The sequence below is a fragment of the Azospirillum oleiclasticum genome (genome assembly GCF_013423485.1).
Lineage (GTDB): Bacteria > Pseudomonadota > Alphaproteobacteria > Azospirillales > Azospirillaceae > Azospirillum > Azospirillum oleiclasticum.
Window position 1 is genome coordinate 252,872 of sequence record NZ_JABFFR010000001.1, and the last position, 14,444, is coordinate 267,315.

The following is a 14,444-nucleotide window of genomic DNA, read 5'->3' on the forward strand; positions in this document are numbered from 1 at the left end:
CGGACTCGCGGTCGCCGGCGCTCATCGGCCGAGCTGGGACTGCGCCCAGCGCTTGTCTTCGCGCAACGTCTCCATCGTCCTCTCCGGCTGCAGGTTGCGGGCCTTGAGACGGGATTTTCCGATCAGAGCCAGGATACCGCCGATGGCGAGGACCACGGCACCGACGATCAGCGCCGCCAGCCACGGCTCCACGACGCGGGCCAGGGCCAGTGTCGCCGAACCCAGCAGGAACAGCAGCCCGGCGAACGCGATCAGGCCACCCACGGCCAGCATCGCCACCCCGCCCGCCGCCGACCCCGCCTTCTCCGACAGCTCGGCTTTGGCCAGCTCGATTTCGGTGCGTGCGAGATTGGCGGCCTCGCGGGCGAGCTCGGCGAACAGGCTGCCGATCGAGCGGTCCTGCACGCGCGGATCCACGCGCACACGCGGCTCCGCGTCGAAACCCCGGGCGTGGGCGCCCGGGTTGTGGTCGCGGTCCTCGGCCGAACTCATCGCAACGTCTCCTTGGGCTTGGGCGTGGACGCGGCGGTCGAGGTCTGCGACAGGCGGGTTGTGGTGCCGCCCATGCCCATCCCTGCGGACCCGACACCGGCCGTTCCGACGCCGGCCGATCCGGCAGCGGCCGGTGACGAGCCCGTCATGCCCATGCCGGTCGACCCCATGCGCGAGGTGCCGGCCCCGGTCGCCGCGGTGCTGGCGGTGCCGGACACGCCGCCTGTCCGGCCGCTGGCCGCACCCGTCGAACCCCGCATGTCGCCGGTCATGCCCAGATCCGTGGCGCTGTTACGGGACACCGCGCCGGGGCTTCCGCCCGTCCGCGTGCCGGTGGTGCCGGGCACACCGGTGCCGGTGGCGCCGCCGGTAGAGGTGCGATAGCCGCCGCGCTCGTACTCATGGCCCGTTCCCGCCGGCGGGTAGGCGCCGGCAACGTCGGGCCGGTAACGGTCGGGCGTGCTGTAGCGGGCCGACCCGCCGTAGGCGGATGACCCGTAAGCCCCCGAGCGGTGGCGGCGTTCGCCGCTGCTCTTGATGAAGCGCGCGAACAGGAAGCCGGCGGCGAAGGCGGCGCCCAGGAAAATCTCCGGCTGGCGGCGCGCGAAGCTCTCCACCCGATCCACCACATCGTCCACCGTCGAGTTGCGGATGAGGTTCGCCACCTCCTCCACACGCTCGGCCGCCTGATCGGCGTAGCGGGCGGCGGTCCCGTTGTTCTCGTCCTTGAGCTGGTCCGCGGCGGAATGGAGCGCGTGCGCGACTCCGGCGAGCTGATCGGCGGCCCGGTGCGTCTGCTGCTCGAACACGGCGCGCACCCGTCCTTTGGCGGCGCCCAACTGCTCCCGGCCCGACTCGGCCGCGGTCTCTCCGATGCGGTTGGCCGAGGTCTTCACATCCTCGATCGTCTTGCTGCGGTGCGGTTCGCCAATGCCCGATGCGTCGCGGTTTTCCATCCTATATCCCTCCAGGTTCGTTCATCCGCGGCATGCGGCGATGTCGCCGCGCGTGGCGGTTCGCGTTCGGCTGTTAAAACAGCACCGTAGCCTTGGGAGTTCCGGAGCCCCGATCGCGATGGTGGAGTTAATTGTTTTGTAAACCCACCCGTGCATGATTGTTGCGCCGCTATCGGTGGGGGGTTGCATGAGCGGGATCTACACCGTGCTCAACGACAGCCAGGCTGGGATGTTCCGGCTGAAGCAGGCGTCGCGCTGGGCCGATCCGGACGAGAAGCGCAACAGCCTGACCGACAAGGCGAAGGACGCCGCTCTCGCCTTCAGCCTCGACCCGGATTTCGCGCGCAACGCCAACGCCGCCATCACGGCGATGGAGGAGGCGCGCAAGATTGCCGCGCCCAAGGCGATGGCCGAGCAGCGGCTCCAGGAGGTCGAGCAGCGGATGAAGGAGTTGCGGCAGGAAGCGCGCCTCGCCGCCGCCCGCGGCGACCGTGAAAAGCTGGCACAGCTCGCGCGCGAGGCGGCCCAGCTCGCCCGCAAGGCGGGAAAGGCCGCCAGTGAATTCTCCGTCGGTGTGTCGAACGCCGCCGCCATGGGCAAGGGTGCCGGGACCGGAACGGAGATCACCACCACCATCCGGCAGTCGCAGACCACCGTGTCCCTGACCCAGACGGAGACGGTGGTGCAGGTCACGCTGTCCGGCGACGCGGCGGCGGCGCTTGCCGCGCAGGTCGCGGCCGATCCGGCCGCGACCGCTCCGGTGACGGCACCTCCGATGCCGGCCGCTCCCGGTCCGGGTGGGGAGGGCGAGCTCCCGGATATGTCGCCCGAGGATATGTCGCCCGAGGATATGTCGCCGGAGGATCTGGCCGCATTCGCGGAGGACACGCTGGCGGCGCTCGGCTCCGTCCTGCCCGGCGCCGCGTCGGGCGGCATGGACATGCGGGCCTTTGCCGCGCGCGCCGCCGAGGATCACCGGCTCGGTCTGGCCCGCTGGAAGGAGGCCGACGAGTTCGGCCGGCGGGTCGAATCCGTGCTTTATCAGGCGAAGTCCGTCATCAGCGAGGCGAAGATCGCCAACGAGACGGACGAGGACTACGACCGCCGCCGCGAGCGCCGCAAGGAGCTCGATGACTACGACAAGGCCATCGGTGAGTCGCAGGAGGCGGTGAACGACCTGCGGGCCGCCGCGTTCGGCACCAGCGCCGCTCTGGTCACCGGCGCCGAGGCGCTGGCGGCCACCGCCGCTCCGTCCGGAACGGCGCCGATCACGGTGGCCGCACCGGTCACCGTCGATCTGACCGCCTGAACCACCGCGTCGTTTCCGATGCGCCGCAAAGGCGCAAATGATCCCGCAGCGGCGTTGGCCCTGCGGGCCGCGCCGTTGCGCGCTTGCCCACGGAAATCGCAGCCCTTTTCCCTTGCCTGCGCCTAGGATTGTCGGGGCGAGCTTGAGCGCTGCTGTTCATACGGCTGATCGCACGCCCCGGAATTTCAATTGAAATCCGGGTCATCACCGTGCACTCCTCAGAAAAAGCTGGAAGACAGGCTGCAATAAAGTGGTAGTTGCTGTGCGTTTAACGGCACATTAACCAGACTGGATTGATCTATACGCATCCGAGCGGGGACGTGAGGGTGCGCCAAGGCAAGGACCACCCCGCGAATTCAACCACGATGCTTCGAAAGGCCCTGGCGATGATGATGACCATGACCGGAAACCTGCATCCAACGGCAGGAACCTGGCGGTCGATCCAGCGCAGCGGCGTGGGCCTCGTCCTTGCCATGCTCCTGCTCACCGGCTGCCCCGCGACCACGGTGTCCACGCTGTCCGCCACGGCGGCGCAGGGTGTGTCCCCGGCCATCCAACTGGTCGCGGACAAGGCAGCCAACCCGTTGAACCGGCCATCGGGCGGCACCGTGCCGGCCGCCCCGACCGCCATGCCGGACCAGGTCGCGTCGTTGCCGACGGAGCGCCTGGAGCCGGAAGCGCTGGTTGGTCTCGACCAGACGCAGACGACCCGCCTCCTGGGAGCACCCGCCGCCACCGAAGAGGAGGCCCCCGCCAGGGTTTGGCGGTACGCCCGCGGCGGCTGCACGCTCAAGGTCTTCTTCTTCATGGACATGACCTCCCAGGACTTCCGTGCCCTCTCCTACGACATGACGAGCAGCCACAATGTCCCAGATGACGATCAACGATGCTTCGCTCACCTCGTCGCCCAAGCATGGGATGACCGCCGTGACTAACGCGCCGCTCGGTCGCGTGGCCCTGGTCGACGACGACGACCTTTTCCGCGAGTCGCTGTCGCTCAACCTCTCCGACGAGGGTTACGAGGTCGTGACCTTCGACCGCGGGGAGCCGGCGCTCGACTTCTTCGCCAAGGGCGGACAGGTCGACATCGTGCTGCTCGACTGGCGGATGCCGGAGCTGGACGGGATCGGCGTGCTGCGCCAGATGCGTTCCCGCGGGGTCGACCTGCCGGTCATCTTCCTGACCGTGCTGTCCGACCAGATCTACGAGGAGGCGGCGCTGTCCGGCGGTGCCCTGGACTTCGTGGAGAAGTCGCGCTCGCTGCCGATCCTGATCAAGCGCATGAAGCTGATCATCGACGGCGTCAAGGGTGGCACCGAGGAGACCGAGGCTCCTCAGAGCGTCCATCGTCTGGGTGATCTGGAACTGCGGCTCGACAACAGCCGGGCCCTCTGGCAGGGCAAGCGGATCGACCTGACGCTGACCGAATTCAACATCGTGAAGCTGATGGCCACGCGTCCGGAGGAGGACGTGTCCTACCGCGAGATCTACGACCTCGTGCACGGCAAGGGCTTCATGGCCGGCTATGGCCCGTCGGGGTATCGCGCGAATGTCCGTGCCTTCATCAAGCGCATCCGCCAGAAGTTCCGGGCCGTCGACGCCGCCTTCGACTGCATCGAGAACTACCCCGGCTTCGGTTATCGCTGGGGCGACGGCACCGGCAACGCCGGCCGCGGAGACGAGGGTGAGGGCGGTCTGGCCGATGGCGCTCAGGCTGCCGCCGAGTGACCGGCTCGGCCCCTGGCTTCTGCATTCGCTGGCCAGCCGCCTGGTCCTGCTGACCCTGGTGTTCCTGGCCGTCCCGATCCTCATCTACGACCAGTTCCGCCGCGCGGACGAGGTGAGCCAGTCGCTGCTGCTGCAAAGCGCGCAGCAGCAGGGGGAACTGATCGCCCGCGCTCTGGAGCCGGAACTGGCCCGCGCCGACCGGGCGTCGCTGCCGCGCATCGGTCAGGCGCTGAACCGCTTCGTGGACCACCGCACCGGCCTCAAGCTGCTGGTGCGGCCCCGCGCGATTTCCGGCGGAGACGGCTTCTTCTATGTGGGGGCCGCTCCCGCCGTCACCACCTACGATCTCGACTACGAGCGGCACCATCTGCTGGAGCAGGGCGTGCTGGAGCGGCTGGGCGAGCGCTGCGCCTGGAACGCGCCACTGGCGCTCCGCGTGCCGCGCCGGTCGGGCGACGTCGAGGTGCTGACCTCCATCACGCCCATCAACACGACCTTTGGTTGCTGGGCGCTGGTCACCAGCCATTCCACCGCGGGCTACCTCGCGTCCTCGGTCGGCCGTCCCTATTGGGCCACGGCGTCGGTGCAGGCGGCGGCCTTCATCTACATCGGCATGGCGGCGCTGGTGCTGGCGGTGCTGACCGGTGTCTGGCACAGCCTGCGGCGCTTCCGCGACCTGGCGCGGGAAATCGTGAACGGCGACGCCGGGCAGAGCAGCTTCGCCGCCGGCAACACGGTGCCGGAGCTGTCCGGCGTGGCGGAGGATTTCGACCGGCTGGTCGAGACGCTGCGCAGTTCCGCCGACACGCTGCGCCGCGCGGCGGAGGACAATGCCCACGCCTTCAAGACGCCGATCGCGGTGATCCGCCAGTCCACGGAGCCCCTGCGCCGCACCCTGCCGCCGGAGGACACCCGCTGCCGCCGCGCGCTGGCGATGATCGAGGCATCCATCGACAAGCTGGACGGTCTCGTCTCCTTCGCCCGCCGCATGGACGAGACGGCGGCCGACACGCTGGCCCCGCCACGCCGCCGCATCGACCTGTCCGGGCTGGTGGAACGGATGACCGGCAGCTACGCCGGCCTGCTCGCCGACCGCAGCCTGCGGCTCGACACCCGGATCGCGCCGGGCCTCGTGGTGCGGGCGGGCGAGGAGATGCTGGAGACGGTGGTCGAGAATCTGGTCGAGAACGCCGTCAGCTTCTCCCCCGACCGTGGTGCGGTGAGCGTCCGCCTGACGCGCAAGGACGGCTTCGCCCTGCTGGTGGTGGAGGACGAGGGGCCGGGGGTGGATCCCGGCAACCTGCCGCGCATCTTCGAACGCTACTTCTCCAACCGCGAGCCCGGCCGCGGCCTTCCCGCCGACGCCAAGGCGAGCGGCACCGCGGGCGCCACCCACTTCGGCATCGGCCTGTGGATCGTGCGCCGCCACGTCGAAGCGGTGGGCGGCCGCATCAAGGCGGAGAACCGCGAGACCGGCGGCTTCCGGATGACCGTGGCCCTGCCGCTGGCGACGTGAGGGCGGGCGCCGTTCCACGACACGCCCGGCGACAGGTGCATACCCTCGTGGGTCGAATATTTTCGAAACAATCATCTTGACGGTAGAGTTGGTATGGAAATAAGATTGTTTTTGCTCCATTAGCCGCCAATTGGCGGAGGTATTTCCATGCCAAGCTGTGCATGGTGTGAATCGCCGGTCGGGAGTCCGCCCGGAATGTCGTACCGCAAGGATTGATTTCCGGCCATCCGCCGACGGATGGCCTCGTCGGACCCAGCTGGGTCCGGCCGTGTATCGTGTTGTCTCTTGGCCTCGAAGAACCGGACAAATCGGCACGCCGCATCGTCGGATGCGGGGAAGAGAGGGGTGCGATGAAAGCATTTTCGGCAAGGGCATTTCTTGTCCTGCTCATGGTGTCGGCGTGTGCGCCGACCTACCGCGAGCCGGTGGCGGCGTTCGGCGTCGCCGCCAAGGCCACCGCGACGAACGCAAAGAACGCGTTCATCCTGACCGACGATGCCTATCGTCAGGTTCAGGGTGCCACCAAGATCAACGATCTGTACAGCGGGCGGGGCGCGACGCTCCAGCTCAAGCCGCTGATGTCCGCCGAGGCGCGGGACAGCCGCTTCACCGCTCTGGCCGCTCTGGCGCTCTACGCGGACCGCCTCACCGAAGTCGCCGGAGCCGCCCCGATCAGCGAGCTCGACGCCAACACGCGGGCTCTGGCGGACAAGCTGAAGGCCTTCCAGGGGGGCGGCCTGTTCGCCGACAACCCGCAGGCACTCCAGGTCGGCGCCGCGGCAGTCCGCGCGATCGGTGAATTCATCATCGTCTACAAGCAGAAGACCGCGATCACCGAGGTCGCCAAGCAACAGCACGAGAACGTCGTCAGGATCAGCGAGCTGCTGACCCGCGACATCGGCACGCCGGACACGCCGAACAACCTGAAAAATTTCATGAAGACAAGCCTCGTGCAGGAAACAGCGGCGTGGGAGACCCTGCTGAACAAGCTGTCGAAGACGCCGCGAGGGGATGCGGACCTTGCCGGGCTGTACGACACCGCAAACCAGCGGCTGGGTCGGTACGCCGTGTGGGGCGATGCGCTCGCCGGTGTCCAGGACGCGTTGCGGGCCATGGTCACGGCGCACCGCACGCTTGCGGAGGGGGCCGAGGAGACCCGTGTGAGGGCCGCCGTCCAGGCGTTCGCAGATCAGGTCACGGCCATCGCCGCGATCTATCAATACGCCAAACCCTGACCAGCCAGACCCTGACCACAGGTGACACGCCATGCCCAGCGATACCCTGACGGCAATGTCGTACGACGACGCCTATGCGGCTCTTGAGGAGGCCCACAAGCTCCTGGCCTACGCCCACGCGGCGGCGAACACGGCCGAGGACAAGGATCTGGTGTTCTCCGCGATGACGGTCATCTACGAGGAGATGGCCGCGATCCTACGCCTGTCGTTGGAGGCCAGAAGCGCCGACTACCAAGCGCTGACGCCCTCGTTCAAGGCGGCGGCCAAGCGTTTGGAGCAGGTCAAGAGGGAGATCGACCGCATCGTCAAGGCGGTCGGGCTTGCGGCAAAGATCGTGGGGGTGCTCGACCGGGTGCTGTCCCTGATTCCTTGAGCGCCGGCAAGGGTGTGGCGCGGGGGGCGATCCGCCGCCGCCACGCCCCGCTCACCCTTCTGCCCGCGCCAGGATCGCCACCACGTCCACGCCCGGCGGCAGGGTGCCGAACACAAGCCCCCAGTCGCCACCCAGCCGGCTCGCGCAGAAGGCGTCGGCCACCGCCCCCGGCGCGTGGCGCAGCAGCAGCCCGGCCTGGAGCGCCAGCGCCAGCCGCTCGACCAGCCGCCGTCCCTGCAACTCCAGCGCGTTGCGGTTGGACAGCATCGCCCGGATGTCGGCGATCCGGGCGTCGAGCCGCCCGTCCATCCCGCGGATCACGGCCAGCTCGTCCTCCAGCGCGTCACGCGCGCCCGGCTCGCGCTCCAGCGTGCGCAGCACGTCGAGCGCGATGACGTTGCCCGAGCCTTCCCAGATGGCGTTCAGCGGCGCCTCGCGGTAAAGCCGGGGCATGCCGCCCTCCTCGACGTAGCCGTTCCCGCCGTGACACTCCAGCGCCTCGCCGACGACCGCCGGGCAGCGCTTGGTGATCCAGTATTTGGCGACGGCGACCGCCAGCCGGGCGAAGGGGCGGGCAAAGGGATGGGGCGCGGTGTCGGCCTCCGCCTCGTCGAAGGCGCGGGCGACGCGCATCACCAGGGCGGTCGCCGCCTCCACCTCCAGCGCCAGATCGGCCAACACCGCGCCCATGAGCGGGTGGCGCCGCAGGTTGCGGCCGAAGGCGGTGCGGTGGGTGGCGTGGTGGAGCGCGCGGGCCAGCGCCGCGCGCATCAGCCCGGCCGCCGCCATGGCGCAATCGAGCCGTGTGTGGTGCACCATGTCCAGGATGGTGGCAATGCCGCGCCCATCCTCTCCCACCATGACGGCCCAGGCTTTATCGTACTCGATCTCGGCCGAGGCGTTGGAGCGGTTGCCCAGCTTGTCCTTCAGCCGCTGGAGGCGGATGGCGTTGCGTGTCCCGTCCGGCCGCCATCGGGGCACCAGGAAGCAGGACAGCCCCTTGTCCGTGTGGGCCAAAGTCAGAAAGGCGTCCGACATGGGGGCGGAGCAGAACCATTTGTGCCCGGTCAGCGCGTGCTCCGCCCCCGGTCCGGCGGCAGAGCCGAGTGGTGCTGCGCGGGTGCTGTTGGCGCGCACGTCGGAGCCGCCCTGTTTCTCCGTCATTGCCATGCCGATGGTGGCACCGGTCTTCTCCGACACCGGCAGGGCGCGGCCGTCGTAGCGGTCGGACAGCAGGCGCGGCAGCCACGCCGCCGCCAGATCGGGCTGCGCGCGCAGCACCGGCACCGCGGCGTAGGTCATGGCGACCGGGCACAGAACGCCGGCCTCCGCTTGCGTCAGCAGATAGCCGAGTGCGGCGTGCGCCACATGCCCGCCCGGCCGCGGGTGGGCCCAGGCGATCGCGTGCAGCCGCCGCCCGAACGCCAGCGTCATCAGCTCATGATAGGCCGGGTGGAACTCCACCTCGTCGAGCCGCCGCCCGCGCGCGTCGAAGGCGCGCAGCCGAGGCGGGTGCCGGTTGGCAAGCTCCCCCAGCGCCATCACCGCCTCACTTCCCGCCGCGGTCCCCAGCGAGGCCAGCGCCGGCTCCGCCCAGGCGGCCCCCTCCCGCCGCACCGCATCCCGCAGCGGCGCATCGGTGGCCCAGAGGTCGCAGGGCAGATACTCCGTCGGCTGGTTGGTGACGGCGTGGGTGGGAAAGGCGGTGACGGGGGCACGGTCGGCCATGGTTGCCTTCACGGATATTTGGCATACCATATCATTTCGCGCGCGCCGCGGACGATAGTCCGGACCGGACATACCCGCCTATGCCGGGAGGAAGCCCCCGACCTGCCGCGCCCACAGCCGCGCGTAAGCGCCGTTGCGGGCCACCAGTTCCGCATGGCTGCCGGTTTCCAGGATGCGGCCCTTCTCCAGATAGACGATGCGGTCCATGCCGGTGACGGTGGAAAGGCGGTGGGCGATGGCGATCACCGTGCGGCCCTGGAACAGCTCCCACAGCGCGTCCTGGATCAGGTGCTCGGTCTCGCTGTCCAACGCGCTGGTGGCCTCGTCCAGCACCAGGATGGGGGCGTCCTTCAGGAAGGCGCGGGCGATGGCGATGCGCTGCCGCTCGCCGCCGGACAGCCGCACCCCCTGTTCCCCCACCACCGAATCGTAGCCCTGCGTCCGCTCCAGGATAAAGCCGTGGCAGTGCGCCTTGCGTGCCGCCTCACGCACGGCGGCCTCGTCGGCGTCGGGGCGGGCGTAGGCGATGTTCTCGCGGATGCTGCGGTGGAACAGGGCGGGGGACTGCGGCACCTCCGCCACCGCGCGGTTGACCGACTCCAGCGTCACCGCGGCGACGTCCTGCCCGTCGATCAGCACCAGCCCGTGCTGCGCTTCGAACTGCCGGCGCAGCAGCTTGATCAGCGTGCTCTTGCCCGCACCCGACGGGCCGACCAGCCCCACCTTCTCCCCCGGCCGGATGGTCAGCGACAGCCCGTCGAACACGGTGGTGCCGTCCATATGCGCGAAGCGCAGGTCGCGGAACTCGATGGCGCCCCGGTCCACGCGCAGCGCCGGGGCGCCGGGCGGGTCCTGGATCTCGTGCGGGCGGACCACGATCTCCAGCGCCCCGGACAGGGTGCCGAGCTGTTCGAAGAAGTTCAGGAACCGTGTCGACAGGCCGTAGACGTTGTAGCCGACGATGCTCGACAGCGAGAAGACCATGGCGACATCGCCGACGCTCATCCGCCCGGCCGCCGCCTCCGTCACCGCCAGCGCGATCAGCGCGATCTGGAAGACCAGCAGCCCGTTGAACAGCACGAACCACATCTTGACGTAGAACCAGCGCAGCCGCTTCGACGCCTCGAACTCCGTCAGCAGCGCGTCGGACAGCAGCCCGAACTCGTGCCGCTTGCGGGCGAAGGCGCGCACCAGCTCCACGTTGGTGATCACGTCGACGATCTTGCCGGTGGAGGCGGACACCTCGTCCGAATAGGCGTGGCTGAGCTTCAGGCAGTGCCTGGCGAGCTTCGCCGAAACCACCGTCTGAATCACCGTCCAGCCGATCAGCAGCCACGCGAAGAGCGGGTGCGCGGTGTAGAGCAGCACCATGCTCATGGTCAGGATGACCAGGATGCGCACGATGTCGTTCGACAGGATGTCGAGAAGCTGGATGATGCTCTGCCCGGCCTGCTTGATCTTCTGCCCCAGCTTGCCGGCGAAATTGTCCTGGAAGTAGCGGGGGGAGTGGTCGATCAGGTGGGCGAACAGGTAGAACTGCACCTCGTGGCGCAGCGCCGGGGAGGTGTACAGGTCGACCACCTCGCGGGCCCGGTTGAACGCCGCCGAGGCGACCCACAGCCCGCCCAGCGCCACCACCCACCAGGTCACCTCGGCACTCCACCCGCCGCCGCGGGCGAGCCCGTCCACCAGCGCCTTCAGCGCCACCGGCTCCAGCCCCATCAACAGGATGCCGCCGGCCGCCGTCAGGTTCAGCAGGATGGTGCGGCCGAGATACCGCCGCCGCACGAACAGCCACAGCAACCCCCACGGCGTCGTCGGGATCCCCTCCGGCGAGAACACGGGCGGATGGAGCGGCTGCGGGGTGAGCATGGGACACCGGCGGGTGCGGAGAGACGGCCGCCTTGGTGCAACGCGGCGGGGCGTTTGTCGAGTGTCCGTTGTGGGGTGGGGGAGGGCCCGTCCCTACCGCTTCACCGCCGCCAGCCGCGGCGGCACCGGCGGGGCGAATTTGGCGCGGTCGTCGTCGTCGAGCATGCCCATCATGACCTTGCGGAAGCCCTCCACCGCCTCGGCCCCGGCCATGCGGTAGGCGCGGGCGATGCGCTGGCGCTGGGTCTCGGAAAGCTGGCGCTCCAGCTCCGTCCCCTTCTCGGTCAGCTCCAGCAGGCGTTGCCGGCGGTCGCGCTGGCCGGTGGCCTGGCTGATGTAGCCTTCGCGCACCAGCTCACCCAGCACGCGGCTCAGGCTCTGCTTGGTGATCTTCAGGATCGCCAGCAGCTCCGACACCGTGATCGCCGGGTAGCGGCCGACGAAGTAGATGACGCGGTGGTGCGCCCGGCCGAAGCCGATTCGCGCCAGGATGTCGTCAGGTTCCGCGGTGAACTCGCGGTAGGCGTAGAACAGCAGCTCCATGCCGGTTCGCAGCTCCTCCTCGCGGAGGAATAGCTGGTTCACGCCCGCTTTTATGTCAGCCATGTTGACGTGTTCGATGCGGTTTGTTACGTTGGAAGCGTTCAGAGGGACATAAACGTACAACAACGCCACGACAAGGCTAACCCGAGGTCACTGGTACCATGTCCATCCTTCCTTTCGACGACCGCGACGGCGTGATCTGGTACGACGGCGCGCTGGTGCCCTGGCGCGACGCCAAGCTGCATGTGCTCTCGCACGCGCTACATTACGGGAGCAGCGTGTTCGAAGGCGAGCGGGTTTACGGCGGCAACGTCTTCAAGCTGACCGAACATTCGGCGCGCCTCGCCCGCTCGGCCGAGGTGCTGGGCTTCCAGCTCCCTTATTCGGTGGCGGAGATCGACGCGGCCACCCGTCTCGTGGTGAAGGAGATGGGCTTTGCCGACGCCTATGTGCGCCCGGTGGCGTGGCGCGGCAGCGAGATGATGGGCGTGTCGGCGCAGGCCAGCCGCATCCATGTCGCCATCGCCGTGTGGCAGTGGCCCAGCTACTTCAGCCCCGAGGCGAAGATGAAGGGCATCCGGCTGATGTGGGCGCCCTACCGCCGCCCGGCCCCGGAATGCGCGCCGACCGAGGCGAAGGCCGCCGGCCTCTACATGATCTGCACCCTGTCCAAGCATCAGGCGGAGGCCCAAGGTTTCCAGGACGCGCTGATGCTCGACCACCGCGGTCTGCTGGCCGAGGCCACCGGCGCCAACCTGTTCCTCGTCATCGACGGCAGGCTGCACACGCCGAAGCCCGACAGCTTCCTGGACGGCATCACCCGGCAGACGGTGGTCGGTCTGGCCCGCGATCTGGGAATCGAGGTGGTTGAGCGGGCCATCCGGCCGGAGGAGCTGGCGACCGCGCAGGAGGTGTTCCTGACCGGGACCGCCGCCGAGGTCACCCCCGTCGGCGAGATCGGCGAGCACCGTTTCACCCCCGGCCGCATCAGCGAGGCGCTGGTCAAGGCCTACGACGCGGCGGTGCGCACCCCGCCGGTCGCCGCCCCCTTGGGCGCCGTCGCGGCGGAGTGACGATCAGCCGAACGCCGCCGGGGCAAAAGCCACCTGGGCGATGGGCGGCAGGTGGGTGCTGACCGGCACCCACTGTTCGCCGCCTTCCTCCCCCACCCACAAATTCCCGGTTGTGGAACCCAGCGCCAACCGCTGCCCCGCGGCGTCCACATCCAGCGCGTGGCGGTAGACGAGATCGTAGCAGCCCGTGTCCGGCAGTCCGTTGCCAAGCGGCTCAAAACTGCGGCCGCCATCGATGGTGCGGGTGACCACCAGCCGTCCGCCCACCGGCACCCGGCACTCGTCCTTCACCGCCGGCACGAACCACGCGGTTGCGGGGTCCCGCGGGTGGGCGGCCACCGCGAATCCGAAGGCCGACGGCGGCACCTCCGCCAGTTCGGTGAAGTGATGGCCGCCGTCCTCCGACCGGAAGATGCCGTTGTGGTGCTGGCACCACACGGTGTCGGGTGCCGCCGCGCAGTGGGCGAGGCGGTGCGGGTCCTGGACCGCGCGGTCGTCGGCGCTGTCCGGCGGCATGTACGCCGCCCGCAGCCCGTGGCCGCCGAGCGTCCAACCAGCGCCGCCGTCCACGCTCGTCCACACGCCGCCGCAGGAAATGCCGACGGTCAACCGCCGCCCGTCCCGCGGGTCGGCGTGGATGGAGTGGAGACCCGGCAGGTCGTAGCCGCCGCCGAACCATTGTGCCCGCTCCGGCACGGCCCACAGGCTTTCCACGAGCGACCAGCTCGCCCCGCGGTCGTCGCTGCGGAACAGCGCCGCCGGCAGCGTGCCGGCCCACAGCACACCGGGTTCGTCGGCGGTGCCGGCGGCCAGAGTCCACACCATGTCCACCGCCGGCGCCTGGTGGTCGGACGATTCGGCCGGCGGGAAGGCGGGGGCGGGCAGCTCGGTCCAGCGCCGCCCGCCATCGTCGGAACGGTGCAGCTTCGCCCCGAAATGGCCGTGGCGGAGCGCGGCGTAGAGCGTGCCGTCACGGCCATCGGCCAGCACGGCGGTCACCGGGTCACCAAGGAAGGATTCCCGGTCCAGACTCCAACCGGGGCCCCGGTTGCCGAATTGCAGAAGCCCCTTGCGGCTGGCCACGTGGAGGACCGCACCCATGCCTCACCCTCCCGAAAGCGCTTGGAACACGTACAGGTCGTCCGCGTCCGCCAGCGGATCCGAAAGATGGGTCCGGTCGGTGACGGCGCGCTGGTTGATGTGGACATTGACGTGCCGACGCAGCCGCCCCTGCTCGTCGAGTATGTAGGAGCGGAGCCGCGGGTTCTCCGTGAACACCGCGTCCAACGCCGCCCGCACCGTGGAGCCGCGGACCGGCTGATCCGGGCATGGCACGTGGCGTTGCAGATTCGCGGTGAAGCGGATGTGTCCCATGCCCGAGGCCCTGATCCCTGACGGCGATCATGCTGGCAGCGGATGTTCCGTCTGGCAAGCAATGGCTGAGTGGACTCCGCGCGTTTCGGCAGCGACCGTGAACTGAGTGTTTGCCTTTGCCAACCGTCTGCCCTATGGTGCGCTCCGAACCAGCGAGGACCCGTAGCTCAGCTGGATAGAGCGCTGCCCTCCGAAGGCAGAGGTCGTACGTTCGAATCGTATCGGGTCCGCCAGCCCCCCTTCTT

Annotated in this window: 14 protein-coding genes and 1 tRNA gene; 8 read left to right on the top strand and 7 right to left on the bottom strand. The window is 69.2% G+C overall.

All coding sequences use genetic code 11. The features are described from left to right. Positions 1-21: 21 nt before the first annotated feature. Both HL658_RS01135 and HL658_RS01140 read right to left on the bottom strand, forming a co-directional pair. The gene (locus tag HL658_RS01135) at positions 22-492 is read right to left on the bottom strand and encodes a phage holin family protein (protein WP_180280054.1); all 471 of its coding nucleotides are present in this window, start codon (positions 490-492) and stop codon (positions 22-24) included. Then, the gene (locus HL658_RS01140) at positions 489-1,448 is read right to left on the bottom strand and encodes a hypothetical protein (protein ID WP_180280055.1); all 960 of its coding nucleotides are present in this window, start codon (positions 1,446-1,448) and stop codon (positions 489-491) included. The genes HL658_RS01135 and HL658_RS01140 overlap by 4 nt, the downstream gene beginning before the upstream one ends. 187 nt (positions 1,449-1,635) lie before the next feature. Between HL658_RS01140 and HL658_RS01145 the strand changes: the two genes are divergently transcribed. From HL658_RS01145 to HL658_RS01170, 6 genes are all read left to right on the top strand, one after another. Beyond that, positions 1,636-2,757, top strand: a complete 1,122-nt coding sequence (locus HL658_RS01145) for a hypothetical protein (RefSeq protein ID WP_180280056.1) — start codon at positions 1,636-1,638, stop codon at positions 2,755-2,757. A gap of 386 nt (positions 2,758-3,143) precedes the next feature. After that, complete coding sequence (locus tag HL658_RS01150; RefSeq protein WP_246337228.1) at positions 3,144-3,692, top strand: hypothetical protein; 549 nt, start codon at positions 3,144-3,146, stop codon at positions 3,690-3,692. After that, positions 3,676-4,485: a response regulator transcription factor gene (locus HL658_RS01155; RefSeq protein WP_246337229.1), complete on the top strand. Its 810-nt coding sequence runs from the start codon at positions 3,676-3,678 to the stop codon at positions 4,483-4,485. The genes HL658_RS01150 and HL658_RS01155 overlap by 17 nt, the downstream gene beginning before the upstream one ends. Then, the gene (locus HL658_RS01160) at positions 4,442-6,001 is read left to right on the top strand and encodes a sensor histidine kinase (protein ID WP_343054978.1); all 1,560 of its coding nucleotides are present in this window, start codon (positions 4,442-4,444) and stop codon (positions 5,999-6,001) included. Before HL658_RS01155 ends, HL658_RS01160 begins: the two co-directional genes overlap by 44 nt. A gap of 350 nt (positions 6,002-6,351) precedes the next feature. Further along, the gene (locus HL658_RS01165; protein WP_180280058.1) at positions 6,352-7,236 is read left to right on the top strand and encodes a hypothetical protein; all 885 of its coding nucleotides are present in this window, start codon (positions 6,352-6,354) and stop codon (positions 7,234-7,236) included. A 31-nt stretch (positions 7,237-7,267) separates the two neighbouring features. Then, on the top strand, positions 7,268-7,609 hold the full coding sequence (locus HL658_RS01170) for a hypothetical protein (protein ID WP_180280059.1): 342 nt from the start codon (positions 7,268-7,270) through the stop codon (positions 7,607-7,609). A 51-nt stretch (positions 7,610-7,660) separates the two neighbouring features. On the opposite strand, the gene HL658_RS01175 is transcribed toward HL658_RS01170, so the two are convergent. The 3 genes from HL658_RS01175 to HL658_RS01185 all read right to left on the bottom strand — a co-directional run bounded on the left by HL658_RS01175 (position 7,661) and on the right by HL658_RS01185 (position 11,815). Further along, the gene (locus HL658_RS01175; protein WP_180280060.1) at positions 7,661-9,337 is read right to left on the bottom strand and encodes an isovaleryl-CoA dehydrogenase; all 1,677 of its coding nucleotides are present in this window, start codon (positions 9,335-9,337) and stop codon (positions 7,661-7,663) included. Positions 9,338-9,415: 78 nt separating this feature from the next. Next, positions 9,416-11,209 (bottom strand): ABC transporter ATP-binding protein, encoded by a 1,794-nt coding sequence (locus HL658_RS01180; protein WP_180280061.1) that lies wholly within the window; start codon positions 11,207-11,209, stop codon positions 9,416-9,418. 93 nt (positions 11,210-11,302) lie between these two features. Beyond that, on the bottom strand, positions 11,303-11,815 hold the full coding sequence (locus HL658_RS01185; RefSeq protein WP_180280062.1) for a MarR family winged helix-turn-helix transcriptional regulator: 513 nt from the start codon (positions 11,813-11,815) through the stop codon (positions 11,303-11,305). A 98-nt stretch (positions 11,816-11,913) separates the two neighbouring features. Between HL658_RS01185 and HL658_RS01190 the strand changes: the two genes are divergently transcribed. Continuing rightward, a complete protein-coding gene (locus HL658_RS01190) occupies positions 11,914-12,825 on the top strand; it encodes a branched-chain amino acid aminotransferase (protein ID WP_180280063.1) in 912 nt (303 codons plus the stop codon). A gap of 3 nt (positions 12,826-12,828) precedes the next feature. Here HL658_RS01190 and HL658_RS01195 read toward each other — a convergent pair whose 3' ends face one another. Further along, the gene (locus HL658_RS01195) at positions 12,829-13,926 is read right to left on the bottom strand and encodes a WD40/YVTN/BNR-like repeat-containing protein (RefSeq protein WP_180280064.1); all 1,098 of its coding nucleotides are present in this window, start codon (positions 13,924-13,926) and stop codon (positions 12,829-12,831) included. A 3-nt stretch (positions 13,927-13,929) separates the two neighbouring features. Beyond that, entirely contained in the window at positions 13,930-14,199 is a 270-nt protein-coding gene (locus tag HL658_RS01200; protein WP_180280065.1) for a MoaD/ThiS family protein, read from the bottom strand. Positions 14,200-14,355: 156 nt separating this feature from the next. Here HL658_RS01200 and HL658_RS01205 point away from each other — a divergent pair. Beyond that, positions 14,356-14,432 (top strand) — tRNA-Arg (locus tag HL658_RS01205). Positions 14,433-14,444: the final 12 nt, after the last annotated feature.